The sequence below is a fragment of the Shewanella sp. MSW genome, assembly GCF_007636515.1.
Lineage (GTDB): Bacteria > Pseudomonadota > Gammaproteobacteria > Enterobacterales > Shewanellaceae > Shewanella > Shewanella indica.
This window is the reverse complement of record NZ_LVDR01000006.1, coordinates 20,446-47,369: the sequence shown is the minus strand read 5'-3', so window position 1 is coordinate 47,369 and position 26,924 is coordinate 20,446. Positions and strand designations below refer to the sequence as shown.

Below are 26,924 nucleotides of genomic sequence, written 5' to 3'. Positions count from 1 at the left end.
GACATCATGGCGATTATTGAGCAGGAAACTGAGTTCGATGCGGATACCTTTCCAGCCAGTGTTATCGGCATTGCGGCCGATGTTGGCCAGCACGATTCGGGCATGCACCAACACCATAAAGGGCAACTGCTTTATGCCCCCCACGGCTGCATGAGCTTTGCATTGGAGAACGCCATCTGCATCTTGCCACCCACCAAAGCCGTGTGGATCCCGCCCGGTATTTCGCACCGCGCGGTAATGACCAATGTGGTGGCCTATCGTTCTTTGTATTTTGATTGCGCCAGGTTCAACACTCCGGCTGAGCTTCGCATGATAGAGGTCAACGCCCTCTTGAAAGCCTTGATAGACAAGATGGCACTGTGGCCGTGGAACACGCCGGAGTCGGATATGGCCAATAGCAGTGCGTTATTTTGGGAAGAGTTTTATGCCGCCAAGAAACATTCATTTCAGCTGCCACTGCCACAGGATCGCAGGTTTCGCCGATTCCGCCAGCGGCTTATCAAGGAAGAGTTTCTCGCGCCGGATATACGCAGGCTTGCCGACAGTGTCGGCGCCAGTACCAAGACAGTCACCCGGTTATTCAAGGCTGAAACCGGTATGACTTATCAGCAATGGCGCCAACAATGGCGCCTTTTGAAGGCCATCGAACTCCTATCCGGCGCCAAATCTGTCAGCGAGGTGGCCCACAAGCTGGCGTTTTCTTCCGACAGCGCCTTCATTGCCTTTTTTAAAAAGCAGACGGGCCAAACGCCTTTGAGCTTTATTCAGAATTCAATCAATTAAGGACGGTGTGAACAAGCCTCATGCGTACTCTGCGCCGGCTCATAAAATTGAATGCAAGGCTTGCTGCAGAAGCACAAATCCTTTGTAAACAGTGGGAATGGATGAATAACTTCCATAGGCGTTCCTTGCCAGAGACCACTGGGTATCGTTATAAATAACTCATTGACGCCAGGTCCCGCTCACGAGGCTACTGCAGGCAAGTTGTTGAAGCGTTGGCTGGCGTCAAGGTGTTAAACAAAGTCATAAGATTCGGCATGCCTGTTCGCCAGACCATCTTATGTTCCGGTGGTCAACTAAATACACTTTTGAATCCATGCACTATAGTGACCTGGATGTCATCAGAAGCGGTAGTCTACGCTCAGGTACAGTTGCTGGGTGTTGTCCAGCGCATATTTACCTGTGTCTATCTTGTTGTCATAGTCTTGCTTCAGATAACGATAACCTATCTCGGTATTGAGGTTGTCATTCAGTTTATACACAAGACCCGTTTGACCACCCCAGACAAAATTATTGTCTGATCCCAGAGCGCCGCTGTCCGGTGAGGTGTGGTTAATCCCCGCGCTGGCACCGACAAACCAGTTCAGCTTGTGGGCCTGATCCAAACCTACCAGATAGTCATAGGAAACCAGTCCCATCTGTTGTTTGGCGAAGTCATCGCTGTTGTAGCTATAAGTGGCGTACAGACGCTGGTTGGGGGTAAGGAAGGTACCGCCGCGCACCATGTAGACAGCGTTGCGATCATCATCGCTGAACTTGCCGCCATCAATGGGCTTGTGAGAGTAGTCGTTTTGCTGCGCGCCGACACCACCGCCGACAAACCAGTCAGCGGCAAAGGAAGGGGCTGAGAAAGCGAGAGCCGCAGCGGAAGCCAGTATTAGAGATTGAATTTTCATAATTTACTCCTTGATCCGGGAAAGACCGGATGGCTGTTTTAAGCCGGGTCAACTTGTGTTCATCGGCAGGTTAGGGCCGTTTTGCTGAACTTTGACTGAATGAGAGCCGGAAGAGACTTTTTATCGTATAAGTTAGGTTTTTGTGTTAAAAAACTTGATGTTAGAAATGGCAATTGTTGATAGCCCGTGATGGGGTTGTGGTTGGAAATGGGACTATTAACCTGAGGGAAAAGGGATGAGACTGGTATTTGTACACGGCTGGAGTGTGACCTCCACAGAGACCTATGGTTATTTGCCCCAGGCATTGGCCAAGCTGGCAGACACTGAGCTTGAGGTGAGTCATCTGCACCTGGGGCGTTATATCAGTTTTCAGGACCAAGTGAAGCTGGAGGACGTTGCGCTGGCTTTCGAGGCTGCCAGACGTGAAGTGCTGGGGGATGAGCCTTTCGCGGTGATCACCCACAGCACTGGCGCGGCCGTGATACGTTGTTGGTTGGAGACTTTCTTTGGAGCCCAAAAGCTGGCGGCTTGTCCCGTGACTCATATGATCATGCTGGCACCGGCCAATCACGGCTCAGCTTTGGCACAGCTTGGCAAGTCGCGCCTTGCCAGGATTAAGGCCTGGTTTGATGGATTGGAGCCAGGGCAGAAGATCCTTGACTGGTTGGAGCTGGGCAGTTTGGGGCAGGCTGCTTTAAGTCAAGCCTGGCTTAACTATGATTTTGAAGTTGCTAGGCTTTGGCCCTTGGTGCTGACTGGCGAAAGCATAGATGCATCCCTCTATGATTATCTCAACTCCTATACCGCTGAGCCTGGCTCGGATGGTGTGGTGCGGGTCGCGGCGGCGAATATGAATTATGCTCGGCTGCAATTGGTGGAGCAGGCTCAGGAATGTGACAGTTTTGATGGTGCCTGCGTGGCCAAGCTGGTGCCGGCAAGTTTCATTCAGGCTCCTGTCAGTGGCTTTGGCATTATTCCCAGGGCCAGTCACAGCAAAGAAAAAATGGGGATCATGCGCTCTGTCAGTCGCAGAAATGCCACTAACAAGCCGGTGGTGCAGGCGATTCTTAATTGGTTAAAAGTCGACTCGGTAAAGGCTTATCGTCATGCCTGTCAGGAGTTTGCGCGGCAAACCCAAAGCCGGGCTACCAAGAAGCGTTACACTATGTTGGTGATTCGGGTGTGGGATGATACCGGCGCCGCCATAGAGGATTTCGATTTCTATCTGCTCAGTGGCGAGCAGTATCTGCCGGGTATTTTGCCTAAGGGCTTTATGCAGGATAAACAGCGCAATCAGCAGAGCCGCAACTGCCTGACTCTGTATCTGGATGCCGCCAAGATGCAGACCCTGCCTCAGGGTAAAATCGGTTTTAAGCTGGTACCGCGCCCCGATGATGGCGGCTGTTATTATCGCGCGGCTGAGTTCCAGTCTGATGCCGGCGCGGTATCCAGGCTGCTGAAGCAAGACGCCACTTTGGAAGTGGATCTCTTGCTTAAGCGGCATCGTGATGGCGGGCTGTTTACCCTTGTCAGCCCTGAAGAGGGCGGCGATTTTTCCCGCTTACCTCCCCAGGGGGAACTTGCCGAGATTTGATGGCTAATTTTTTACAGTACTCCTGCTGGCCACAGACCTTGGTCCTCTTGACATTGTTCCGGGCGCTCCCTAGTCTGCTTGAACAATAGTCAAGGTGGTAAGCAATGGAAATCAAGTATCAGTTAAAGCCCGCCGCAGAGCGTCGCTCAGAGCAGTTTTGTCCTGAAGGTAATGTTGGCTTTGGTCGTCTGCGCACCGACCATATGTTCATGATGGATTATTATGATGGCGAGTGGCGGGATCCCCGCATCGTCCCCTACGGTCCGTTTGAGATGGCTCCCGGCGCGATGGCGCTGCATTATGGTCAGAGTATTTTTGAGGGCGCCAAGGCCTTTATGCATGAAGACGGTGAGATTTATACTTTCCGGCTCAACAAGAATGCCGAACGCATGAACCGCTCTGCCGATATCGTCTGTATTCCCAATATTGATGAAGCGATGCAGCTTAAGGCGATCAACGCCCTTATCGATGTCGACCGTCTCTGGTTCCCCATGCAGGAAGGGGCTTGCCTCTATATCCGGCCCTTTATTTTTGCCACCGAAGACAGACTGTCAGTCAGCCCGGCTAACCGCTACACCTTCTGTGTGGTGATGAGTCCCAGCGGCGCCTACTATGGTGAGAGTCTCAACGCCATTCGCCTGCTGATCAGCAAAGAATTCCATCGTGCGGTATCCGGCGGTACCGGAGCCTCCAAGGCTGCCGGCAACTATGCCGCTTCCCTGCGTGCCGGTAAGGCCGCCGCGGCTCACGGTGCTTCCCAGGTGTTGTATCTGGACTCGACCAATGAATATATCGAAGAAGCCGGAGCGATGAACCACTTCCATATTCTCAAGGATGGTACAGTGATCATCCCTGAGTTTACCGATACCATACTCAAGTCGATTACCTCTCAGTCAATTATTGAGCTGGCGCCACTACTTGGCTGTGATGTCCGCCAGGAGCAGGTCAAGCTTGATGATTTTATCGCAGGTGTCGAGTCAGGCGAGATCATCGAAGCCGGTGGTTTCGGTACCGCGGCCGTGGTTTCTCCGGTCGGCTCCTACATTTTTGAAGATGGCCGGGTGGTCACCGTTGGTGACGGCAAGGTGGGTGAACATGTCAGCCGCATCTATAAAGTTTTCACTGAAATCCAGAAAGGGCACAGACAAGGCCCACAAGGCTGGGTCTGCAAAGTGCCCAGGCAGGAAAAGGCATAAGCCAATAACCCACCATTGATAAAAACGCGGTCATTTGAGCCGCGTTTTTTACGAGCTGATTTTATTTTCGGCTGAGTAAGGCTTGTGCTTGCACTTCTGTCATCGGGCGTCCCAACAGGAAGCCCTGGGCCTGATCGCAGCCCTGGGCGGCGAGGAAGTTAAGCTGGGCCTGGGTTTCAACCCCTTCGGCCACCACCTGTAACTCCAGGCTGTGAGCCAGTACTATGATGGCGCTGGTAATGGCGGCATCGTCAGGATCTTTGGTGATATCGCGGACAAACTCACGGTCAATTTTTAAGGTATCCAGCGGAAAACGCTTGAGATAGGCCAGACTGGAGTAGCCGGTACCGAAATCATCGACCGCCAGGCTTAATCCCAGCCCTTTCAGTTGATTGAGTATTTCCACCGATTCCAGCGGTTGTTGCATCACCGCTGACTCTGTCAGTTCTATCTCAAGTAGATCAGCGGCCAGACCATGCATGGCAAGAGCCACTTCTATGCTGGAAATAATGTCTGACTGCAGCTGTTTGGCAGAGAGATTGATCGCTATCGGAACTGCTTCCAGCCCTTGATTCTGCCAGCGTTCCAGTTGACTGCAGACACTCAGCAGTACCCACTGACCTATGGCGTTGATCTGGCCGGTTTCCTCGGCCAGCGGAATAAACTCTGCCGGAGAAATAGGCCCAAGCTCCTGGCTTTCCCAACGCAGCAGGGCTTCCATGCCGGTGAGTTTGCCGCTATGGACGCAGAATTTGGGTTGATACAGCAGGTAGAATTCATCGCGTTCCAGCGCCTGTTTCAGCCCGGCTTCCAGCTGCACATGGCGCACCGCATAGGCGTTGAGTTTAGCTGTATAGAACTGGAAGTTATTGCGTCCCAGTGACTTGGCATGGTACATGGCGGTGTCGGCAAACTTCAGCAGCTCCAGCGCATCTTCGGCATCATCCGGATAGAGGCTGATGCCTATGGATGGTGAAACATTGAGACTGAAGTTCTCCAGTGAGAAGGGGCGATCAAACACCGCCAGCAGTTTTTCGGAGATGACGGTCGCCGCCTCGGTTTTTTGCAGCCCTTCGAGAATGATGATGAACTCATCACCACCCAGACGGGCAACAGTATCCCCATCTCTTATCGCTTGGGTCAGTCTGGAGGAAACTGCTTTCAGCAGTTGATCGCCCACATGATGGCCCAAAGAATCGTTAATGTGTTTGAATCTGTCCAGATCCAGGAACAGCAGGGCGACCAAGTTACGGTTACGGTGCGCCTGGCGCAGGGCATGATCCAACCTGTCCTGGAACAGAGTGCGATTGGGCAGGCCTGTGAGCTGATCATAGTTGGCCAACAGGCGCAGATCTTCCTCGGCCTGTTTGCGGTCTGTGATATCGGTAAATACCACCACGAAATGGCTGGCTTCGCCCTGGCTGTTGAGCACCTGATTGACTTCCATCCACACCAGCAGCGGCTGCTTGCAGTGGGTGCGGATCTGCACTTCACCGGACCAGTGTTTTTGGTTCAGCAATTGATGCTCTATCTGTTGATAGAAGCTTCTGTCATAGAGGCCACGGGTCAGGAACAGGAAAGGCTTACAGGCGATCTGCTGTTCGCTGAAGCCTGTTGTGCTGCAAAATGCCGGATTGACCGAGATGATGCGGTAGTTGAGATCGCAAACCACCACAGACTCATTCATGCTTTCCAGTACCTGGGATGATAGTCGCAGCGCCTCTTCCTGACCGCGGCGCATACTGATATCTGTGAAAGTGCCTGCCAGGCGCAATGGCTTGCCGTTACGGTCGCGCTCGACGATCTTGCCGCGATCCAACACCCAGCTCCAGTTGGCGTCGGTGAGTTTGATACGATACTCGGCCTCGAAGAATTCGGTATCTCCCTGCAGGTAGCTCTCCAGTGCCGCTTGAACCTGGGGCCTGTCATCGGGATGCACCAGTGCCATCTGCCTACTGGCGTTGGTTTCCGCCGGTGCTTCCGAGCCTTGTTTGGGGCCGGTAACGAAGAAGCGATCATCTTCCAGCTGCCAGTCCCACATGCGGTCACCCGAGCCCCATAGCGCCAGTTTCAGCCTTTCTTCGGAAAGTTGAATGTTGGACTGGGTTTGCTGTTCGAGGCGGCGTTGAGCAAGGAAATGTCTTAGCCAGAGGCTAAACAGTATCAGTGTCAGTGTCAGGTAAAACAGATACGCCTGAGTGGTGCGGTAAAAGGGGGCCGGTACCGTGAGTTTTAGCAGTAGCTGTTCTTGTCCTTCAGGGTTGTGTTGTAACTGATGGCGGACAAACAGCCGATAGTTGCCAGGCGCCAAGTTGGTATAGCTGATTTCGTGCAGCGACTGGGCCGGGTGCCAGCTTTTGTCCCAGCCTTCAAGAAAAAAGCTGAATCTGTGGCGTTGGGGATAGGCAAAATCCAGTGCTGAGATCTCAAAGCTTACCAACTGCTCGCTGTAAGGAATCGTCAATTCGGGAACGTGACCAAGATCCAGCCGTGGGAAATAGCTGTTGCCCATGCGGTAACCTGCCAGGGCCAGTTTAGGTTGTTTACGAACTTTGGGGACTTGTTGAGGGTAGAAATGGTTCAATCCATTGATGCCACCAAACCAGATACTGCCATCCGTATCCTGCCAACTGACATTGCCGTTGAACTCCAACGCCTGTAATCCTTCATGTTCATTGAAAGTCAGCACCTTTTCCTTGTCTACGGCAAAGCGACTGATCCCTGAATTACTGCTGAACCAGAAGTCGCCACTCTCGTCTTGTTCAATGGCATAGACGGTGTTGCCCGGTAATCCCTGATTACGGTCGAAGTGCTGCAGCTCACCTTGACGCAAGCGGCTGAGACCGCCGTGAGTAGCAAACCAGATGTTGCCGTCTCTGTCTTTGAGTATGTCCCGCACCATGGGATTGACCAGACGATCACCGCGGATGATCTGCTGTTGACCTGTGTCAGGTTGCAGCCAATAAGCTCCGTTGGTAGTACCGACCCAGATGCCGTTATTGGCTGTGGTCAGACTGAGGATCATTTGCTCTTGTGGGCCATCTTCAAGATACTCGTTGACAAAGTGAGCTTGGAACCCCCTGGTTTCCGGGTTGAAATGGTATAGGGTGTTGCCGACACCGAGCCAGATATGCTCATCTGGACTGATGAGCAAATCACGAATAGCGGGTTTGTTACCCGGAGGACGATAGAGCTGCATTTCGCCGCTGTTGTTCAGGCTTATCAAGCCGCCACTGCTGGCCAGCCACAATCTTTGGTGACTGTCTTGGGCAATCGCACTCACGGTGAGATCCAAAAAGGATTCATCCTGGCCGAGCAGCTTGGCAAGCTGATTGTGGTGGGAAACAAAGCGGCCATCGGCCGTTATATGAAATAAGCCGGCCCTATCTGTGCCCAAATATAGCAGGCCGTCTTTAGCGCGGAATATAGCGCGGATATTATTGTCCCGCTGACGCTCCAAGGGTTGTTGATTGTTGTAGATATGCTTGAAGTATTGCCGGGCCAGGTTCACCTTGTCTATGCCGGAAAACAGGCTGCCAATCCACAAGATCCCGTTATTGTCCTGCAGCAGGCTGTAGACATCATTATCACTGAGGCTGTTGGGATCCGATGGGTCATAGCGATAGTGTCTGGCTTGCCACTGACCTTCTTTAAGCTGTAGTTGGATAAGTCCTGTCTGTTGCCCACCAAGCCAGATGTCACCTCTGTTGTCGAAGATAAATTCGAGAATGCCCCGATTGGGTTTGGGTAAACGATAGATAAGCTCTGGGTTGTTCAAACCCGGCGGATAACGCCAGAGTGCGTCATCAATTGCCAGCCACAGGGCGCCATCTTCGCTTTGGCGCGCCTGTACCGGATGTCCATGTTCGGCATCGGGTAAGGGCAGGGGCTTGAGTCCTTCATTACGCAAAAGCAGCAAACCATCACTCTGGCTGCCAATCAGCAAGGCATCTTTTCCTATGGGGGTCAGCACTTGGATATCTGTGCTGATATTTTGCCTCAGTGACAGCTCATGCAACTCGTCGCTGTCAGTATCCAGGGCGTAGAGTCCGTTGCCGCTACCGATCCAGAGTGTGTCTCCCACCAGAGCCAGGCGGTTAATTTTTTTGCTGCTGAGCCCCTGGTCGCGGCCAATGGAAGTGAATACGCCTGTTTGTAGATCCAGGCGGTTCAAGCCGCCATTGAAGGTGCCTACCCAAAGTTGTCCCTGGCCATCCTGTAGTATGTCGGTGACATGATTATCCGACAATGTCTGGCTGTGGTAGGGGTCATGCTGAAACAGGGTAAAGTCGATGCCGTTGTAACTGTGTAAGCCATCCTGGGTGCCAATCCACAAGATACCGGCCTTGTCCTGGTAGAGGCTGGTGATGCTGTTCTGGTTAAGGCCATTCATGCTGCTGACATGCTGAAATTTGAGCTGGGGCACAGGTTCAGCCCTGAGCTCAAACAGGCTGACAGATAACAGCAGAGCGGCGAGTAAGCAACAGATCCGCGACAAGAATCCCTCTTCTTTGGTGGCTTGGGTTAGTGATAATGTAACCATTCTCTATGGGGGAGGGCTGACAGGCGTTTCAAGGCATTATTGAAACTGTGCAGGCCAATGTTGACCTATCTTCTGCTTCCTTCCAATGTTTGCCTTGTATAAACATCCATCAGTCTCGCAGAGTCAGTAAACTCCTAATACAGAATGGTATTACTTATAACAGATTTCTTTTCTCTGTTTGGCAAACTTTATATTGCATGGTTGCAAATTGGAATGAAAAAAGGCCCCGCCGGAAGGGAGGAAGCGGAGCCTTTACAAAAGGGAAGCGGCAATCAATTACTTAACAGGGGGGATTGCCTTGAGCTAAAGCTCAACTGAATTTTAGCAGCCGCGGTCCGGGATCCGGACCTGACCTTCCATCAGAATGCGCGCTGAGCGACTCATGATGGCCTTGGTCACCTGCCATTGGCCGTCCTTGAATTCGGCCTCGGCGCCGACTTTCAAAGTGCCAGATGGGTGGCCGAAGCGTACCGAGCTGCGCTCACCGCCGCCGGCCGCCAGGTTAACCAGGGTGCCCGGGATAGCTGCGGCCGTGCCTATGGCCACTGCCGCCGTGCCCATCATGGCGTGGTGCAATTTACCCATCGACAGAGCGCGAACCAGGAGGTCTACATCGGTTTCGGCCAACTGTTTGCCACTGGAAACCTGATGCGCCTGCGGTTTGGCCACAAACGCTACCTTGGGAGTGTGTTGGCGGGTTTCGGCTTCGGATAGCTCCTTAATCAACCCCATTGCCAGCGCGCCGTGTGCCCTAAGCAGCTCAAAGCGAGCGAGCGCCTCGGGATCGCCGTTGATCTCCGGCTGTAGTTCGGTACCTTGATAGCCGAGATCGGCGGCATTGACGAAAATGGTCGGGATCCCGGCATTGATTAGCGTTGCCTGAATTTTGCCACTGGGGTGTACCTCGGTGGGAACCGTCAGCTCATCCACCAGCTTGCCGGTAGGGAACATGGCACCGCCGTCTTCTCCATCATCGGCGGGGTCGATAAATTCCAGCACAATTTCGGCGGCGGGGAAGGTGACACCGTCGAGCTCAAAGTCACCGGTTTCCTGCACTTCACCGGCGCTGACCGGCACCTTGGCGATAATGGTCTTGCCAATATTGGCCTGCCAAATCCGCACTTCGCAGATGCCGTTTTCCGGTACCCGTTCCGGGGCCACCAGACCGGCATGCAGGGCAAAGGCGCCGGCCGCGGTGGAAAGGTTGCCGCAGTTGCCGCTCCAGTCGACGAAGGGCTTATCTATGGAGATCTGACCATAGAGGTAGTCCACGTCGTGGCCGGGAACCTGGCTGGCATTCATGATCACGCATTTGCTGGTACTCGAGGTCGCGCCGCCCATACCGTCTGTGTGTTTGCCGTAGGGGTCCGGGCTGCCGATGACTCGCATCAACAAGGCATCGCGGGCCGGGCCGGGCACTCTGGCCGTCTCGGGTAGATCGTCCAGGCGGAAGAACACCCCCTTACTGGTGCCGCCGCGCATATAGGTGGCGGGAATTTTTATCTGTGGTTTAAATGCCATGGCATTGGATCCTTTGAGATAAATATTTTTATCAGTCGGCCATAACCTTGGCTATGGCCGACTTGGTCACGCATCAAGGGCCGGCTTAAACATTGCCTTGCAAGAAGTCCTGCGCGAAACGCTGCAGCACACCACCGGCTTCATAGATGGTCACTTCTTCGGCGGTATCCAGGCGGCAGCGCACAGGTACTTCCACCGTTTCGCCATTGCTGCGATGCAGCAACAGGGTCAGAGTGGCACCGGGAGTGCGCTCGCCGAGAACGTCGAAGGTTTCTGTGCCGTCTATGCCCAGAGTCAGCCTGTCGGTCCCCGGGAAAAACTCCAGCGGCAACACGCCCATGCCTATCAAGTTGGTTCGGTGAATGCGCTCGAAGCCTTCGGCCACAATGGCCTCGACTCCGGCCAGGCGCACGCCCTTGGCGGCCCAGTCTCGGCTGGAGCCCTGGCCATAGTCTTTACCGGCTATGATGCACAGGGGTTGCTTGCGCTCCATGTAGGTTTCTATCGCTTCCCACATGCGTACCTGTTGCCCTTCGGGCTCGATACGGGCCAGCGAGCCCTGGATCACCTTGCCGTTGTCGTCCTTGACCATTTCGTTGAACAGTTTGGGGTTGGCAAAGGTGGCCCGTTGGGCCGTCAGATGGTCACCCCTGTGGGTGGCGTAGGAGTTGAAGTCTTCCTCCGGCAAGCCCATCTTGGCCAGGTATTCGCCGGCGGCGCTAGATGGCAGAATGGCGTTCGATGGCGACAGGTGATCTGTGGTGATGTTGTCACCCAGTACCGCCAGTGGCCGCATCCCCTTGAGCGCACGTTCACCGGCCAAGGCGCCTTCCCAGTAGGGTGGACGACGGATATAGGTGCTCATTGGGCGCCAGTCATATAGAGGGTCGACCCCATCACCGTATTCCACGGCGATATTGAACATGGGCTCATACACCTTGCGGAACTGCTCCGGCTTGACCGACGACTTGACTATGGCATCTATCTCTTCGTCGCTGGGCCAGATGTCCTTGAGGGTTACGGCGTTGCCGTTCTGATCTGTGCCGAGTGGGTCTTTCTCTATGTCGAAACGCACAGTCCCAGCAATGGCGTAGGCCACAACCAAAGGCGGTGAGGCCAGGAATGCCTGCTTGGCATAGGGGTGGATACGGCCATCGAAGTTACGGTTACCGGACAATACCGCGGTGGCGTACAGATCTCTGTCGATCACTTCCTGCTGGATTTTGGGATCGAGCGCGCCGCTCATGCCGTTACATGTGGTACAGGCGAAGGCGACTATGCCAAAGCCCAGCTGTTCCAGGTAAGGCAATAGCCCAGCCTCGCGCAGATAGAGATCCACCGCCTTGGAGCCGGGGGCCAGAGAGGTCTTGACCCAAGGCTTGCGTACCAGGCCTTTTTCCACTGCGTTGCGGGCGATAAGACCGGCGGCAATCACGTTGCGTGGGTTACTGGTGTTGGTACAGCTGGTGATGGCGGCAATGATCACGGCGCCGTCCGGCATCAGGCCTTCTTGCTGCTCTACCTTGCCGGCAATGCCTTTGGCGGCCAAGTCGCTGGTGGCCAAACGGGCATGCGGGTTGGAAGGACCGGCCATGTTACGCACCACGGAGGAGAGATCGAACTCCAGTACCCGCTCATATTCGGCGCCTTCGAGGCTGTCGGCCCACAGACCCGTGGTCTTGGCATAGTTTTCCACCAGCGCTACCTGGTCGTCATCACGGCCGGTGAGGCGCAGATAATCTATGGTTTGCTGATCGATATAGAACATGGCGGCAGTGGCGCCATATTCGGGAGTCATGTTGGAGATGGTTGCCCTGTCACCCAGGGTCAGGCTGGCGGCGCCTTCACCGAAGAATTCCAGATAGGCACCCACCACCCGCTCTTTACGCAGGAATTCGGTCAGCGCCAGCACTATATCCGTGGCGGTAATGCCGGGAGCGGCCTTGCCGGTCAGCTTGACGCCGACTATGTCCGGCAGGCGCATCCAGGAGGCGCGGCCGAGCATCACGCTTTCGGCTTCCAGACCACCCACGCCTATGGCGATCACCCCAAGGGCATCCACGTGTGGCGTGTGGCTGTCGGTGCCGACACAGGTGTCAGGGAAGGCTACGCCGTCGCGACTCTGGACCACGGGGGACATTTTCTCCAGGTTGATTTGGTGCATGATGCCGTTACCGGGCGGGATCACATCGACGTTTTTAAAGGCTGTCTTGGTCCAGTTGATAAAGTGGAATCTGTCTTCGTTGCGTCTGTCTTCAACGGCGCGGTTTTTCTCGAAGGCATCCGCTTCAAAGCCGGGGTGTTCCACCGCCAGAGAGTGATCCACAATCAGCTGGGTCGGCACCACAGGGTTAACCTTGGCCGGATCGCCCCCCTTGTCGGCGATGGCATCACGCAGACCGGCCAAGTCAACCAGTGCTGTTTGGCCGAGAATGTCGTGACACACCACCCGCGCCGGGAACCAGGGGAAGTCCAGATCCCGTTTGCGTTCGATAATCTGTTCGAGGAAGTCGTTGAGCCTGCCGGGCTCGGCGCGGCGAACCAGGTTTTCGGCCAACACCCGTGAGGTGTAGGGCAATTTGGCATAGGCTCCGGGGCTGATGGCCTCGACTGCGGCGCGGGTATCGAAATACTCGAGGCTGGTGCCGGGCAGGGGAATTCGGTAATTGGTATTCATGAGTTCTGTCCACTGAGAAGCAACTGCAAAAAGAGCCGGGCCCCTGCTTACTTGGGTGCCCGCTCTTGCTCATTCATCTGGCGGCCCTTTGGCCGCCGCCGGGATCAACGCTCGCTGAGAGGCGTCACCTTGCGTGGCTCAACCCCAACATAGTCGGCACTCGGGCGGATAATGCGGTTGTTGGCGCGTTGCTCCATCACGTGCGCGGCCCAGCCGGTGAGGCGGGAGCAAACGAAGATGGGGGTAAACAGCTTGGTGGGGATCCCCATGAAGTGATAGGCACTGGCGTGGAAGAAGTCGGCGTTACAGAAGAGTTTCTTCTCTTCCCACATCAGGGCTTCACAGGCGACAGAAACGCGATAGAGGCGATCATCACCGTATTCCTGCGCCAGCTTTTCCGACCACTCTTTGATGATCACGTTGCGGGGGTCTGACTCGCGGTAGATGGCGTGACCAAAGCCCATGATCTTCTCTTTGCGCTCCAGCTTGCCCTTGAGCACTTCGCGGGCATGGTCTTCATCGCGCATATCCTGAATCAGCTCCATCGCCGCCTCGTTGGCGCCGCCGTGCAGAGGGCCGCGCAGTGAGCCAATGGCGCCCGTGATGCAGGAATGCATGTCAGACAGGGTAGAGGCGCAAACCCGGGCGGTGAAGGTAGAGGCGTTGAATTCGTGCTCGGCGTAGAGGATCAGTGACACATCCATAACCCGGGCATGCAGGGCAGATGGAGCTTCGCCGTGCAGCAGGTGCAGGAAGTGGGCGCCTATCTGGTCGTCATGGGTTTCTGTGTCTATACGCACGCCGTCATGGCTGTAGCGATACCAGTAACAGATGATGGAAGGAAATGCCGCCAGCAGACGGTCGGCCACTTCACTCTGCTCGGAGAAATCTTTTTCGGTTTCCAGGTTACCCAGCATGGAGCAACCGGTACGCATAACGTCCATAGGATGGGCATCGGCCGGGATCCGCTCCAGCACCTCTTTTAGTGCCTGTGGCAGGCCGCGCATGCCTTTGAGTTTCTGACGATAGGCCGCCAGTTGCGTTTCGGTGGGCAGTTCGCCGTAGAGGATCAGGTAGGCCACTTCCTCGAAGCTGACGTTTTCGGCCAGATCTTTGACGTCATAGCCGCGGTAGGTCAGGCCTGAGCCGGACTTACCGACTGTGCTCAGTGAAGTTTCGCCTGCGCTTTGGCCGCGTAATCCGGCGCCGCTCAGTTTCTTGTCAGTCATAATGCATTCCCTCTTCCGTTACACTCTTGTCAATTTTGTTGGCCAGCCATGGCTGGTCTGGTATGCGGTTGCCTTTTTCAGCGCTCTGGGGCGCTGTGTAGGGTGGCAACCCCGGGTGTTTCTTGGGGCAAACCCTGTAACCGGCGCATCTGCGCCGGTCAATCATCCCTGGATCCAGCCGTTACTTTTGGCTGAACAGCTCATCGAGCTTGGTTTCGTAGTGGTGGTAGCCGAGGAACTTATACAGCTCTTCACGGGTTTGCATGGCATCGACCACATTGCGTTGGTGACCGTCGGCCATCAGTGCCTGCATCACTTTCAGGGCGGCCAGGTTGGCGGCGCGGAAGGTGCTCAGTGGGTAGAGCACCATGTCGGCACCGGCTTCGGCCAGTTGTTCCTTGTTGAACAGTTCTGTCTTGCCAAATTCGGTCATGTTGGCCAGGATCGGGGCGTTGACGGCCGCCTTGAATCGACGGTACTGATCCAGCTCGGTCAGCGCCTCGGCAAAGATCATGTCGGCCCCTGCCTCGATATAGGCCTGGGCGCGTTCGATACCGGCATCCAGTCCTTCCACGGCAACCGCGTCTGTGCGGGCCATGATGACGAAGTTCTCATCTGTGCGGGCATCCACGGCAGCCTTGATACGGTCAACCATCTCTTCGGTGCTGACCACGGCCTTGTTGGGTCTGTGACCGCAGCGCTTCTGTGACACCTGATCTTCCATATGCACGGCGGCGACACCGGCCTTTTCAAACTCCTTGATGGTGCGGGCAATGTTGAAGGCGCCACCCCAACCTGTGTCTATGTCGACCAACAGCGGCAGTTCGGTGGCCGATGTGATACGGCCGGCATCGATCAGCACATCGTTCATTGAGGTCATGCCGAGATCCGGCAGGCCGTAAGAGGCGTTGGCGACACCGGCACCGGAAAGGTACAGGGCCTGAACACCGGATTGCTCGGCCATCAGGGCGAAATAGGCATTGGTGGTTCCCACGATTTGAAGTGGCTTGGCCTTGGCCAGAGCCTGGCGGAATCTGAGTCCTGCGCTGCGAGTCATCTGTTTGCTTCCTTATATTGAGTCCAGGGCGGCATGCTCCGCCTGAAGCTGTTTGAGTCTGAGTTCGGTATTGCGCCGTCCCTGCTCGATATGACGGCGCATCAGCAAGCCGGCCAGTTCGGCATCGCGCTGGGCTATGGCTTCGACTATGCGTCTGTGCTCGGCGATGGCTTTGACCGGGCGGTTCTTATTGGTGCATTGATAGCGATACATTCTCAGCAGGTGATATAAGCCGCCGATTAGGGTTTCTTGCAGGTGCTTGTTACCGCTGGCGCGGATGATCTGGTAGTGAAAGTCCACATCACCCTCTTCCTGAAAATAGGTATCGCCTTCTGCCAGCGCCGCTTCCTGACGGGCCAGCAGTTGCCATAACTGGCTGAGCTGCTCATCGGTTATCCGTTTGGCGGCCAGTTCACAGGCCATGGCTTCCAGCGTGCTGCGCAGTTCGTAGAGGTCGTTGAGCTCGGCCACTGTCATGGCGGCGACTCTGGCGCCCACATGGGGGATGCGTACTACCAAGCGCTGACGCTCGAGGATCTGCAAGGCCTCGCGGGTTGGACCGCGGCTGATACCGTACTTGAGTGCCAGCGCCTGTTCGTTGATCTTGCTGCCGGGGGCCAGCTCACCCTTGATGATGCTGGTTTGAATTTGCACCAGAATCTGATCCACCAGGGTACTGCTCTTCTCCGAAGTGGTTTTATCGACGCTGTTTTTGTCCAACACAGGTGCCTGAGTCACTGGTTAAGTTTTGCTCGATTGTTGACTATGGTTCGACATTAGATGTGATCTGGGTCATTGTCAACAATCTGCTTACCTAGACGTAAGTCTAATATTTTGTGGTATTTGCTCTTTAAGTTTTTACTAAACAAAGCCTTAGCTATTATTTTAAAACTTGCTGTTAGCATGGATTTACACTTGCCATTGCAACTATTGTCGACAATCTTGTTTTAAACAGTTTTCTTAATGGGCGACTGATAGAATGCTCCTTGTCAGCGGCAGACAAGGAAAAGAGGGGGAAGCTTGGTATCCGTAACAGTGTTTTCCTGACTGTGGGACGTTGAATAGGGAGAGTCGTCCGAGTGATGAGAGAGGCAAGAATGACAAGAGTGAAAAAAGTATGAGCGCAGAAATCATCAGCACAGCAAAACCGAATCGGATATTGATAAGCGCCTGTTTATTGGGGCAAGAGGTACGCTATGACGGTGGCCATAACCTGCTCAATGATGTCAGAGTGCAGCTATGGCAGGCCCAAGGACGGCTGGTGCCTTTCTGCCCCGAGTGCGCCGGTGGCTTGCCGACACCCAGAGCACCGGCCGAACAGATACAGGGACGAGTGCTGACCTGTGACGGTGAGGACGTGACCGAGGCCTTTGAGCTAGGCGCCGAGTTGGCACTGGCCAAGGCACAGCAACAGCAAGTGGTTGCTGCCATTCTCAAGGCCCGCAGTCCTTCCTGTGGCAAAGGCCGGGTTTACGATGGCAGTTTCTCCCGCCAACTTAAAGAGGGCGACGGCGTGACCGCCGCCTTGCTGATGCGCCATGGCATTCAAGTGTTCAGCGAGTTTGAGTTGGACGCCGTTGAGAAGTATCTGACTGAATGCGATAAAAGTGCTTGAGTCGAAATACTCAGTTTTAAAATAACAATGCCGGGCTTAGACCCGGCATTGCTGTGTCTTGGATAATCACTGTCAGTGGCTTTTTTGTGCCAGCTTACGGTAGTCGTCGGCAGGTTGGTATTCGGCCAGTAGTTGATCGATTTGGGCATCCTTTTGTTGCCAGATGTCATTGAGCCAACGCTGAAACTCGACCCTGTACTCTGGTTCGCTGAAGTAGCGAACAGAATCCACCTGCGGCACAGGCAGAGCCTCAATTCGCACCACGATTTTGTGCACTTTACCCTGCATCACTGCACCGAGAATATCCTTGGGAGCATCGGGATAAACCACAGTCACGTTCAACAAGGCATCAAATTGCTCGCCCATGGCCGACAGGGTAAAGGCGATGCCACCGGCTTTTGGCCGCAGCAGGTGTTTGTAGGGGGATTTTTGCCTTTGTCGTTTGTCTTCGGTGAAGCGACTGCCTTCCACATAGTTGATGATGGAAGTGGGCAAGTCTTTGAACTTTTCACAGGAGCGCCGGGTTGTTTGCAGATCCTTGCCCCTGAGCTTGGGGTTCTTCTTCAGCTTTTCCGGGCTGGTACGGTTCATAAAGGGCATGTCCAGCGCCCAGCAACCCAGGCCCATGATGGGAACATACAGCAGCTCTTTCTTGAGAAAGAATTTCAGCATGGGAATGTTGTTGCGCAGGATATAAGTCTGCGCGGCAATATCAAAGCCACTGAGGTGGTTACTGATCAGTAGATACCAACCATCCGGCTTGAGGCTTTCAAGCCCCTGCACATCCCATTCGACCTTGGCTATTAGGTGCAGTATACCGCCATTGCAACTGGCCCAGGCCCACATGAAATGGTTCATTAGCCGGGTCATGGCGATACGGCCACTCTTCCAGGGCAGCAACAATTTGAACAGGCCGCCGATACACACCAGCGAGCCCCAAACGGCGGTGTTAATGATCAGCAGGCTCAGGCTGAGAATAAACAGCACTGGCCCGGGCAGGAAGTGTAACATCAGGAGTCCCCTTGAGAATGGTTTGCCTTGGCGGCCAGTCGCTCCAACACCTCATCCTTTTGCTGCCAGAGGGCGTTCAGCCGCTCCTGGAAGGCTTGTTTGAACTGGCGATCATTGGCGTAGTCACCTCGCATCCCCGGGTCTATCTCCTTGACCTCCAAGTGGAGATAAACCTCGGGCAAACGGCCGCTGATATAGTCCCAAAAACTGGGGATCTTGCCGGGGTAGTAGATGGTGACATCCACCAGTTTATGGATCTGTTCGCCCATGGCCGACAACGCAAAGGCCATGCCGCCGGCCTTGGGTCTTAGCAGGTGTTTGAACGGTGAGTTTTGCTTCTGGTGCTTGCTGGGCTGAAAGCGGGTACCTTCGACAAAGTTCATCACGCTCACCGGCTTGTGCTTGAATTTGGCACAGGCCTTACGGGTAATTTCAATGTCTTTGCCCCTGAGTTTGGGGTTCTTTTTCAACTCGGCCGTGCTGTAACGTCGCATAAAGGGGAAATCCAGCGCCCACCAAGCCAGCCCAAGTACCGGGACGTAAATCAGCTCTTTTTTCAGGAAGAACTTGAGAAAAGGGATCCGCCGATTGAGCAGTCGCTGCAGGATCAGAATATCGACCCAGCTCTGGTGGTTGGCTACCACCATATACCACTCCTGCTCTGATAGCTCCGGAAGCTCATCTATATGCATCTTCAGCGGATGAAACAGCTTTTCTATGCCGCCGTTAACACTGATCCAGGCACTGGCGCAGATGTCCAGAAAGTGGCTGCATAGGCGTTGCAACGGCTTAATGGGAAGCAGTTTTAACAGGCTGCCCAGTAGAATTGGCAGGCTCCAAAACAGGGTGTTGATAACATAGCCGCTAAAGGCAAGACAACCTCGGATCAAGGACAACTTGGGCTCCCTCAGGATCATAAAAAAGAAAAATCGACCGACTATGTTAACCGCAGTCGCCACCAGGCTTCAATCTTAAGCTGGCGTTAACAGGGAGTTAGGGCCTGCTTACTTAACCCTGAAATAGTTGACTTAACCAATATCAGAGGCATAAGTTGCGCCATCTGTTCTTTGCTCTGTGTTGAAGATGACTTGCAATGCAGTGTCTTCCAGTATTTTTCTGAGCCTCTTTCAGTATGTTGCTTTGTGGTGAAACAGCGCCTGTATCTTCAAATCCCCGGCGCATTTTTGGTGGAAGACGGTTGACTGTCAAGCGCAACACTGATGGCGGTAAATGGGACAATCGGCGCCGTTATAGGCTAGGACGGCACGGTGATTATGGCTGGTTAATTGATAGTGGCTTGTAGGCCGGGCAAATACTTTGGTCCAGCTGCTTGACTCTGGAGCTTACTCCAAGCTTTACACTCCTTGGCAATAGCAAACGGCCCGGATAGTCACATTTGAGTTCCGCGGCATCATTTGAGCCATAGCGCGAGGCACAGTTATGAGTCATTCCTGTTGTGATCCCAAATCTACTCCCGAGACTGTGAAGGCGGGGGCTAAGGACCCGGCAAATTGCACAGATAGCCAGATAGCCGGTAATGCCGTTGGTCATTCCAACGAGCATTCTGGCTGTTATTCAGCTTGTTGCCATGATCATCATGAGTCCCATCAGGCCGACTCTGCTACTGAAATAAACACTGCCCGGCTTGCTCAAGGCGAGCAGCATCAGTGGCAAATCCTCGGTATGGATTGTGCCAGCTGTGCCCGTAAAGTCGAGACTGCTGTTTCCAGGGTGAGCGGTGTTTGCAGCGCCAGGGTGGTATTTGCCACCGAAAAGCTGCTGGTGGAACTGACGCCCGGCGTTTCGCCCCAAGGCATAGTCGATGCTGTGTCTGCGGCCGGCTTTAAACTTAAGCAGCAGACCCAAGCAGGTAAGGAAGGCTCAAAACCCGGCTCGGCGAGCCCGCTTGGCAAATACTGGCAACCCAAATACTGGCAACCTTTGTCACTGGCACTGTTAATGCTGCTGGCGGCTCTGGCGCCTGCGAGTATCAGCCCCGGCCTGTTCACTCTGGCTACAGTTTGGGGGTTGTTGCCTATTGCCCGCAAGGCCTGGGCCCTTATTCGCAGCGGCACCCCTTTTGCCATTGAAACCCTGATGACTGTTGCCGCCATAGGAGCCTTGTTACTGGGCGAAACGGCCGAGGCGGCCATGGTGTTGCTTCTGTTTATGCTCGGTGAGCAGCTCGAATCGTTTGCGGCCGGTCGCGCTCGCGCCGGAGTCAGCGCCTTGATGGCATTGGTGCCGGATAAGGCATTGAGGTTGCAAGATGGCCAGAGGCAAGAGGTGGCCGCCTCAGAGCTGCGCCCGGGCGATATTATAGAAGTTGCGCCTGGGGCGCGCCTACCTGCCGATGCCGAACTGCTTGATGCCTTGGCGGCATTTGATGAAAGTGCTCTGACAGGAGAATCTATCCCGGTAGAAAGGATTAAGGGCGAACGGGTCGCCGCCGGCTGCCTGGCAGCCGACAGGCTGGTAAAAATGCAAGTTGTCTCCGAGCCCGGCAGTAACGCCATAGACCGCATCCTGCATTTGATTGAAGAGGCCGAAGGGCAGAGAGCACCGATAGAGAGATTCATCGACAAATTCAGTCGCTGGTACACTCCAGCCATCATGCTGCTGGCCGTGATGACAGTGCTGTTGCCGCCTCTGCTGTACGCCGAACCTTGGGAGCAATGGATCTACCGTGGCCTGACACTGTTGTTGATAGGTTGCCCCTGCGCCTTGGTGATTTCGACGCCGGCGGCGGTAACCTCAGCGCTGGCGGCTGCAACCCGTCAGGGAGCCTTGATTAAGGGCGGCGCGGCATTGGAAGCACTGGCACATGTCGATACCGTCGCCTTCGATAAGACCGGCACCCTCACAGAAGGTAAACCTGAAGTCACCTTGGTGGAGAGCCTCACAGAGCAGGATGCGACCAAGTGGCTCAGGGTGGCCGCCGCCATTGAATTGGGCTCACACCATCCCCTGGCACTGGCGATAGTCAATCATGCCAAAGAGCAGCGGTTGGAATTGCCAGGCGCAGAAGCTATTCGGGCTTTACCCGGGATGGGCGTTGAAGGACGAGTCGATTCGCAAAACTGGCGACTGTTGGCCCCTTCAAGGCTGCCAAACCTAGCTCCTGAGTTGCTGCAACGCGTCACAGAACTGGAACAGCAGGGGCAAACCCTGGTGGTACTGTGTGATGCCGAGCGGGAGCTACTTCTTCCTGTGGCCATTATTGCCCTCAGGGATCAGCTGCGCGTCGAGGCCGCCGAAGCCATAGCCAAGCTACGCCGTCTTGGTATCGACAGCATAATGCTGACCGGTGACAACCCAAGAACCGCCAAGGCGATTGCCGAGGAGCTGGCCATCGATTGGCGCGCCGGGCTGCTGCCGGAAGATAAAGTTTCTGAGGTGGCGGCATTGGCCAAGCACCGTAATGTGGCCATGACAGGAGATGGAATTAACGATGCCCCGGCAATGAAGCGAGCCAGTATTGGTATTGCTATGGGCGGCGGAACCGATGCCGCGCTGGAAACCGCCGATGCGGCCCTGACCCATAATCAGTTGGGAGGGGTGGCGGCAATGATCCACTTGGCGAGGGCAACCCTGAGCAATATTCGCCAGAACATAGCTTTGGCGCTGGGGTTGAAGGCGATTTTTCTGGTGACCAGCTTGCTGGGGATCACCGGCCTCTGGCTGGCGGTGATGGCCGATACCGGCGCAACTGTGTTGGTAACCGCCAACGCCTTGAGACTGCTTAGAAAGCGCTACTGAAATGTATTGGTGTTGATAACAATAAAAAGAGGAAGGTACCCGTAGACCTGAGCACCTTCCTCTTTTAAATGGACTCAGGTCATGCCTTGGAGCATGCCATTAGGGTGTAGAGCTTGCCCTCAAAGGTATTGCTGCTGGGCCACACTGCAGTGTCTATCCGCTGAATATTGTTGAAGCCGCACTCGTTTAACAACTGCAGATATTCCTCATCTTGCCAAGCCTGCATCCGGCTGCCGAATCGCGTCACCTTGCCGTTTTCTTCAATCACCCAAAACAGTGTGGAACTGGTTTGGAGTGCCTCGTCCCAAGCATGCTCCGTCAGCAGCAGGTGGGGAGCATCGAGAAATAGGCCCTGTGAATGCCTTTGCCAGCTTGGCTCAGCCTGTCCCTGCCGTTTGACTTCATCAAAGCTGTGAACTTCCACAAGTAGTTTGCCATTCGGTATCAGCCAGTTTGCACAATGCTTGAGTAAGTTCTTGGCATCCGCTGCGCTGAAAACATTCAGCTCACCGAAGGTCATCATGATGAAGTCAAACTTCTTGGTCGGCCGGTAGCTTCTGACATCCTGCAGTTGATAGTCGATATCCAGTCCAGCCGCCTGCGCTTGTTGTTGGGCGTAGGTTATAGAGGCTGGTGAGAAGTCGACGCCGGTGCAGCAAAAGCCGCGTTTTGCCAACAATTGAGTGTAAAAGCCGGGGCCACAACCCAGATCCAGCACTTGTGCGCCAGGAGCCAGCTGGCTGTAGAGCCAATTCACCTGGCGCTCAATCACCGCCAGTTTTCTACTGGCCCAATCGTGCTCCTGGCAGAGGTGGTTTTTCAGCATTCGCTGGCTGAAATCGGCATTATTCCAGGGAATTTTGCTTTCGTTCGGCGACAGCCTTATTGGCAAATGTTGGCTGATTAGCTTATTGATATTCATACATTTCCTTGCTTTTCTAAAGCTTACTTGTGTATGCGGCCTGTCATTTTGGTAAAGTTGAACCACTGGCCGTTTTCGGCGGCCATCATCTCGCGATCCCGTACGGCATAAGGGTTGTCGCATGCCAACCACTCCTGCCATGCCTGGGTGCACTGCCCGCTCTCTTCGCACTGCTCCATCTGTAAAAATGCGCTCTGTTGCCAGAGTTGCATCCACCAGTCGACGGTGAAAAAGTTCATCCCAGGCTGCCACCAGGGGGCCAGCTCAGGGGCAACGCTTTGCTGCAGTGGAAAAGGCTTTTTCAGCCCGGGCACCACTATGGCGACCTGGCCGCCCGGCTTGATAAAAGGGGCGAGGTGGGTGTCAAAAAACGCTGAACTGGCACCAAAGTAGTGGTAGGCATCGATAGACAAGACAGCATCGAAACTGTTTTCTGCAAATGGGGCATGTCCCGGCCGCATCTGGGTTACGTCAAAGTTCACTGCCGTGATCTTGTCTTTCACGCCTGCGGCCTTGAATCTTGCCTGATTGTCTTCGGCCGCTATCCAAAGATCCATAGCGGTGACTTCGAGGTTGAAGGCCTTTGCCAGATAGATGGAGGTGATGCCTGTGCCACAGGCCAAGTCCAGCACCCGCATCCCTGGTTGCAGTTGCAGTGACCGGCAGACTTCTTCGGCCAGCAGCAGGGCGTTGGGACCCATCATGTTGCTGTTGATATAGTCACGGGAAAATAGTGTATTCATCTTTCTTTCCTCAACGGTTGTCCAGTTGGGCGCGCACATTGTGCAAGCCGGTCGTGGTTATGCGATAGGGCTGACCTTTGACAGATTTGATCAGTTTTTTGGCTTTGAGCTTTTTGAAAATGGCGAGGGTACAGTCGCAAAGAACAAGCCCTTCGCGGCTATAACATTCAACGGCTGTGACGCGACCTGAAGTGTCGCGGAAATAACAAATGCGTCCGCCTTTGGCGAGGACGTGCAGGGTACGTTGTTCCTGACGGGATATATTCATACTGGAAAAACTCGATAATCATCATGAGCAAAACGTGCGGGCACTTGTCAGTGTCCACCTTTGATTTATGCGCATTGATAATCAGACCGACCTTGGAAGGTCAGTTAACTGATTATCTGATGATTACAATCTCCAGCATCAATGCCTCAATGAGAGTTGAAAGTAGCTTTACCGCTCAATTTTTACCACTGAGGATGTTAGATGTAAATCAACCGCTTGGGGAACTGTGATTTTAGGCTGTTTTTTGTGCAGGGTTATAACGGCAATACTAGGTCACTGATGAAGCTCATGTTTTGAATTGAAAGGCGCTCAGGTAAACGTGGGTTTATTCGTTTATCTGAGCGCCTTTGCATATTTGCTGCTTGGTTCAACTCTTAGGTTAAGTCCAGTGGGAACTACTCCTCGATTTGTTGGTGGCGGGTGAGGTACATAAGTATCAGCATTATCAGTACCAGCAATCCGGTTCCCATCAAGAGGGCGTAATCTTCCAGCTGGAGTATGGAGTAGAGTACACCGTAGAGACTTGCCAACATGGCGGCAACTATCGCTCCTTGGCGCCGACTACCACTGGCGCTGGCAACATACAGCGGAATACTGAGCAGGGGAACCGCAGCTGCCACCAGATAAGCGGTTAAAAACAGCAGGTGTTCCGACAGCGACAGCAGTAATAGATAGAAGAGGCACATGGCACCACCCACCATCAGATACTGTACTGCGCTGAGGCGTGACTTGTTGCCCAGCTCGAAGATCAGCAGCAGTATGTAGGTCAGCAAAATAAAGAGTATGCCGTACTTGAGCGACCTTTCTATCTTGCCGTAGTGAGTCACGGGTTCGAACAGGGTGACACTGGCACTGATCTCGGTGAGATCCCGGCCATCACTGGCGCGGAACACCTGAGGGAAGTTGCGGCTCAGATGACTTATCTGCCAGTTGGCATCAAAACCTTCAGTGCTGAGATTACGGCTGGCGGGCAGGTAACCCTGAAAACTGGGATGTGGCCAATCGGCATGGATATCTATCTGGCTCAGTTCCGCCAGTGGCAGTACCTCCAAGCCCTCAGAACCTCTGAGGCTGAGCTGGAATGTCAGTTGGTATTCTCCTTGGCTCGGATCCAGCGCTATGGTGCGATGAAAGCCGCGGCTAAGGCCGCCTGTGTTATCCAGCCCTGTACCTGACATCAAGCTGGGCATGCCCTGCTCACCAGCCAGATTAAAACGACTGACAGTCTCAATAGCCTGGTTGGCTGAAACGCCGAACACCAAGCGGGCCTGGTTATAGTCAAAGCCGAGTAGCCCTGGGATATTTATTTTAGGCAGTTCGAAGTCGGCCCGGCCTTTGACTTGGCCCAGATACACGAGTGACTGATAGATGCCGCGATGGCGGAATTCATGTTTAAGACCGGCATCGAGCGTCATGCCTTTGGGCAGGATCAAGAGTTCATCGCTGTAGACCTGACGACTGCGGTGTTGTTTGCCGTCGATATTGCTGTCGGAGATCACTTCGTAGCGAAATGGCAGTACCAAAACCGGACCGGCCAAGGTTTGGGCATCGCCCCAGGTATGGCCGATCTCACGCACCACTTGGCGATAGAGGCTTTCTCTGTCCTGGCTGAGATCCTGGATCATTCCAAGTGGGATCAATGACAACAGACCCACCATGGCCACCGCAAATAGCTTAAGAGTTAATTTGGATTTGAGTTGAGGCAGCGACGTGTGACCATTTTGTTTCTTCATTAGGCTTTTCAGCAGTAGATAAGCCCCGAAACCTATGGCTCCAAGCAAGGTCAGCGCTATTAGTATGAGGATAACTTGAAATATCATGAGGTATGTTCCTTTAACCTACTCGTTGCAGCATTAAAGCAGATTTGGCTGGAGATATCATGACAAGTCACTGATCAATAGTGGCAAAATTATGCCTATACCAAATTGGAGAAATATTGAATTAGGTTTACTTGAATAACGCCGACAAGTGAATGGTTTTACTGTCACATTTATTGTGACAATGTGGTCATGATTGAATCATCTATAATGAGTGTGAATCGATGCTGCAGTCATTTAAAATAACCGACCATGTGAATTGGTATGATGACTCTTATGAAGTACTTCTCTAAAGCTTGTTGGTTGCCGATTTTTTTCAGTCTGCCCCTGCATGCTGAACTGGCCGATTTTGACGACTATGGGCCGCTCAGGGTTTATGCCCAGTCTCCTCTGCAGTCCAGCAGTTTGACCCCCATGTTGCGTTCGGGCTTTTCCATGGCAAAGGGACAAAAAGAGTGGTATCTGACCGGTAATATGGCCAGCGTCTGGGCCGAGACAGAAGATTATCTGGCTGACTATTATCACAACTCTTTAACCGGTGGTCTCAAGTGGCAAATCGATGACCGTTGGATGTTGGACGCCAACTATACTTGGCGTTTCAGTGGTAACAACCATTTGGATTCACTGACAATGTGGTTTCACGATGCTTTCGGTTTTGATCAGAATGGTCGTGACCATCAGCCACGAAATCAGAATCAGATCTACTCCAAGCAACATAATGTGAATATCAGCGATTTTGGTGGTGAGACCCTAAACAATGCCTTCAACATTTATCTCGGGTATCAGTTGCTGCAGAATGAGCACCATGGCCTGTCTGTTGGGGGGAGCCTGTATTACAACTATGTGGGCTCGGGGCCTTTCGCCAATGAAAACTTTGAGCAGGCGTTGCAGCTGAATTACAGCTATCGCAACGGACGGCATAATTTCCATTCAACACTTGGCTTGAGTTTCCGTGAGGACGAAGAGGTACTGTCGGACATGCCTTATAAGTCCAATGCTTTGATGCTTGGGCTGGGTTATGAATATCGTGTTGGTCGTCATGGCTGGATGCTGGAGTATCACAGGTACGAAGGAATGACAGAAGCGGATGATGACTTCTCTGAAGCTTCAAATGAAGCTGTGCTGGGCTACCGCTATTATCTGGATCGCAGTGCTATAGAATTCACTGTGATTGAAAACTTCCTCAACATGGATAACAGCACGGATATCGCCTTTACTTTGGGCTATCGGCATATGCTTTAATTTAGCTGTGTTGAAACATAAGGCCGCTCATGAGCGGCCTTATCTATTTTGGGG

19 protein-coding genes and 1 pseudogene are annotated in these 26,924 nt (G+C 53.9%); 7 read left to right on the top strand and 13 right to left on the bottom strand.

Translation table 11 applies throughout. The annotated features are described in order from the left end of the window. Positions 1 to 6 precede the first annotated feature (6 nt). Both AYI96_RS08075 and AYI96_RS20465 read left to right on the top strand, forming a co-directional pair. The gene (locus AYI96_RS08075) at positions 7 to 783 is read left to right on the top strand and encodes an AraC family transcriptional regulator (RefSeq protein ID WP_144361383.1); all 777 of its coding nucleotides are present in this window, start codon (positions 7 to 9) and stop codon (positions 781 to 783) included. 86 nt (positions 784 to 869) lie between these two features. Then, positions 870 to 1,055 (top strand): annotated as a pseudogene (locus AYI96_RS20465) (IS5/IS1182 family transposase); the annotation flags it as partial. Between the two features lie 66 nt (positions 1,056 to 1,121). Here AYI96_RS20465 and AYI96_RS08070 read toward each other — a convergent pair. Then, positions 1,122 to 1,676, bottom strand: coding sequence for an outer membrane beta-barrel protein (locus tag AYI96_RS08070; RefSeq protein ID WP_144361382.1), 555 nt, complete (start codon positions 1,674 to 1,676; stop codon positions 1,122 to 1,124). Positions 1,677 to 1,911: 235 nt separating this feature from the next. On the opposite strand from AYI96_RS08070, the gene AYI96_RS08065 reads away from it, so the two are divergent. Together AYI96_RS08065 and AYI96_RS08060 are read left to right on the top strand one after the other, a co-directional pair. After that, entirely contained in the window at positions 1,912 to 3,270 is a 1,359-nt protein-coding gene (locus tag AYI96_RS08065; RefSeq protein WP_144361381.1) for an esterase/lipase family protein, read from the top strand. Positions 3,271 to 3,374: 104 nt separating this feature from the next. Next, a complete protein-coding gene (locus AYI96_RS08060; protein WP_071476418.1) occupies positions 3,375 to 4,466 on the top strand; it encodes a branched-chain amino acid aminotransferase in 1,092 nt (363 codons plus the stop codon). Between the two features lie 61 nt (positions 4,467 to 4,527). Here AYI96_RS08060 and AYI96_RS08055 read toward each other — a convergent pair whose 3' ends face one another. The 6 genes from AYI96_RS08055 to AYI96_RS08030 all read right to left on the bottom strand — a co-directional run bounded on the left by AYI96_RS08055 (position 4,528) and on the right by AYI96_RS08030 (position 16,216). After that, positions 4,528 to 9,009 carry an EAL domain-containing protein gene (locus AYI96_RS08055; RefSeq protein WP_144361380.1) on the bottom strand — a complete coding sequence of 1,494 codons (4,482 nt, stop codon included), beginning with the start codon at positions 9,007 to 9,009 and terminating at the stop codon, positions 4,528 to 4,530. 321 nt (positions 9,010 to 9,330) lie between these two features. Continuing rightward, positions 9,331 to 10,530: a 2-methylaconitate cis-trans isomerase PrpF gene (gene prpF / locus AYI96_RS08050; protein WP_144361379.1), complete on the bottom strand. Its 1,200-nt coding sequence runs from the start codon at positions 10,528 to 10,530 to the stop codon at positions 9,331 to 9,333. Between the two features lie 85 nt (positions 10,531 to 10,615). After that, positions 10,616 to 13,207 carry a Fe/S-dependent 2-methylisocitrate dehydratase AcnD gene (gene acnD / locus AYI96_RS08045; RefSeq protein WP_071476420.1) on the bottom strand — a complete coding sequence of 864 codons (2,592 nt, stop codon included), beginning with the start codon at positions 13,205 to 13,207 and terminating at the stop codon, positions 10,616 to 10,618. 104 nt (positions 13,208 to 13,311) lie between these two features. Further along, positions 13,312 to 14,436, bottom strand: coding sequence for a 2-methylcitrate synthase (gene prpC, locus AYI96_RS08040; protein WP_025889866.1), 1,125 nt, complete (start codon positions 14,434 to 14,436; stop codon positions 13,312 to 13,314). Between the two features lie 181 nt (positions 14,437 to 14,617). Then, positions 14,618 to 15,493, bottom strand: a complete 876-nt coding sequence (prpB, locus tag AYI96_RS08035; protein WP_025889867.1) for a methylisocitrate lyase — start codon at positions 15,491 to 15,493, stop codon at positions 14,618 to 14,620. Between the two features lie 12 nt (positions 15,494 to 15,505). Further along, positions 15,506 to 16,216, bottom strand: coding sequence for a GntR family transcriptional regulator (locus AYI96_RS08030; RefSeq protein WP_208622114.1), 711 nt, complete (start codon positions 16,214 to 16,216; stop codon positions 15,506 to 15,508). A 394-nt stretch (positions 16,217 to 16,610) separates the two neighbouring features. On the opposite strand from AYI96_RS08030, the gene AYI96_RS08025 reads away from it, so the two are divergent. Then, on the top strand, positions 16,611 to 17,108 hold the full coding sequence (locus AYI96_RS08025; RefSeq protein ID WP_144361378.1) for a DUF523 domain-containing protein: 498 nt from the start codon (positions 16,611 to 16,613) through the stop codon (positions 17,106 to 17,108). Between the two features lie 72 nt (positions 17,109 to 17,180). Here AYI96_RS08025 and AYI96_RS08020 read toward each other — a convergent pair whose 3' ends face one another. Together AYI96_RS08020 and AYI96_RS08015 are read right to left on the bottom strand one after the other, a co-directional pair. After that, positions 17,181 to 18,119, bottom strand: a complete 939-nt coding sequence (locus AYI96_RS08020; RefSeq protein ID WP_144361377.1) for an acyltransferase — start codon at positions 18,117 to 18,119, stop codon at positions 17,181 to 17,183. Further along, positions 18,119 to 19,015 carry an acyltransferase gene (locus AYI96_RS08015; RefSeq protein WP_260852967.1) on the bottom strand — a complete coding sequence of 299 codons (897 nt, stop codon included), beginning with the start codon at positions 19,013 to 19,015 and terminating at the stop codon, positions 18,119 to 18,121. Before AYI96_RS08015 ends, AYI96_RS08020 begins: the two co-directional genes overlap by 1 nt. A 544-nt stretch (positions 19,016 to 19,559) precedes the next feature. On the opposite strand from AYI96_RS08015, the gene AYI96_RS08010 reads away from it, so the two are divergent. Further along, a complete protein-coding gene (locus tag AYI96_RS08010; protein ID WP_144361376.1) occupies positions 19,560 to 21,878 on the top strand; it encodes a zinc/cadmium/mercury/lead-transporting ATPase in 2,319 nt (772 codons plus the stop codon). Positions 21,879 to 21,957: 79 nt separating this feature from the next. Here the strand turns inward: AYI96_RS08010 and AYI96_RS08005 are convergent, their stop codons facing one another. The 4 genes from AYI96_RS08005 to creD all read right to left on the bottom strand — a co-directional run bounded on the left by AYI96_RS08005 (position 21,958) and on the right by creD (position 25,628). Beyond that, positions 21,958 to 22,800 carry a class I SAM-dependent methyltransferase gene (locus AYI96_RS08005; RefSeq protein ID WP_144361375.1) on the bottom strand — a complete coding sequence of 281 codons (843 nt, stop codon included), beginning with the start codon at positions 22,798 to 22,800 and terminating at the stop codon, positions 21,958 to 21,960. Between the two features lie 23 nt (positions 22,801 to 22,823). Continuing rightward, positions 22,824 to 23,543 carry an SAM-dependent methyltransferase gene (locus AYI96_RS08000; protein ID WP_144361374.1) on the bottom strand — a complete coding sequence of 240 codons (720 nt, stop codon included), beginning with the start codon at positions 23,541 to 23,543 and terminating at the stop codon, positions 22,824 to 22,826. Positions 23,544 to 23,553: 10 nt separating this feature from the next. After that, positions 23,554 to 23,811 (bottom strand): YjhX family toxin, encoded by a 258-nt coding sequence (locus AYI96_RS07995; RefSeq protein ID WP_039035376.1) that lies wholly within the window; start codon positions 23,809 to 23,811, stop codon positions 23,554 to 23,556. A gap of 395 nt (positions 23,812 to 24,206) precedes the next feature. Continuing rightward, on the bottom strand, positions 24,207 to 25,628 hold the full coding sequence (gene creD / locus AYI96_RS07990) for a cell envelope integrity protein CreD (RefSeq protein WP_186300044.1): 1,422 nt from the start codon (positions 25,626 to 25,628) through the stop codon (positions 24,207 to 24,209). Positions 25,629 to 25,904: 276 nt separating this feature from the next. On the opposite strand from creD, the gene AYI96_RS07985 reads away from it, so the two are divergent. Further along, a complete protein-coding gene (locus AYI96_RS07985; protein ID WP_101095981.1) occupies positions 25,905 to 26,870 on the top strand; it encodes a DUF3187 family protein in 966 nt (321 codons plus the stop codon). Positions 26,871 to 26,924 lie beyond the last annotated feature (54 nt).

Coding starts and splice junctions, on each gene's coding strand:
- AYI96_RS08065 (WP_144361381.1), top strand. CDS start 1,912: ATGAGACTGGTATTTGTACACGGCTGGAGTGTGACCTCCACAGAGACC.
- AYI96_RS08075 (WP_144361383.1), top strand. CDS start 7: ATGGCGATTATTGAGCAGGAAACTGAGTTCGATGCGGATACCTTTCCA.
- acnD (WP_071476420.1), bottom strand. CDS start 13,207: ATGAATACCAATTACCGAATTCCCCTGCCCGGCACCAGCCTCGAGTAT.
- prpF (WP_144361379.1), bottom strand. CDS start 10,530: ATGGCATTTAAACCACAGATAAAAATTCCCGCCACCTATATGCGCGGC.
- AYI96_RS08070 (WP_144361382.1), bottom strand. CDS start 1,676: ATGAAAATTCAATCTCTAATACTGGCTTCCGCTGCGGCTCTCGCTTTC.
- AYI96_RS08020 (WP_144361377.1), bottom strand. CDS start 18,119: ATGTTACACTTCCTGCCCGGGCCAGTGCTGTTTATTCTCAGCCTGAGC.
- AYI96_RS08055 (WP_144361380.1), bottom strand. CDS start 9,009: ATGGTTACATTATCACTAACCCAAGCCACCAAAGAAGAGGGATTCTTG.
- AYI96_RS08000 (WP_144361374.1), bottom strand. CDS start 23,543: ATGAATACACTATTTTCCCGTGACTATATCAACAGCAACATGATGGGT.
- AYI96_RS07995 (WP_039035376.1), bottom strand. CDS start 23,811: ATGAATATATCCCGTCAGGAACAACGTACCCTGCACGTCCTCGCCAAA.
- AYI96_RS07985 (WP_101095981.1), top strand. CDS start 25,905: ATGAAGTACTTCTCTAAAGCTTGTTGGTTGCCGATTTTTTTCAGTCTG.
- AYI96_RS08025 (WP_144361378.1), top strand. CDS start 16,611: ATGAGCGCAGAAATCATCAGCACAGCAAAACCGAATCGGATATTGATA.
- AYI96_RS08010 (WP_144361376.1), top strand. CDS start 19,560: ATGAGTCATTCCTGTTGTGATCCCAAATCTACTCCCGAGACTGTGAAG.
- AYI96_RS08060 (WP_071476418.1), top strand. CDS start 3,375: ATGGAAATCAAGTATCAGTTAAAGCCCGCCGCAGAGCGTCGCTCAGAG.
- prpB (WP_025889867.1), bottom strand. CDS start 15,493: ATGACTCGCAGCGCAGGACTCAGATTCCGCCAGGCTCTGGCCAAGGCC.
- prpC (WP_025889866.1), bottom strand. CDS start 14,436: ATGACTGACAAGAAACTGAGCGGCGCCGGATTACGCGGCCAAAGCGCA.
- AYI96_RS08005 (WP_144361375.1), bottom strand. CDS start 22,800: ATGAATATCAATAAGCTAATCAGCCAACATTTGCCAATAAGGCTGTCG.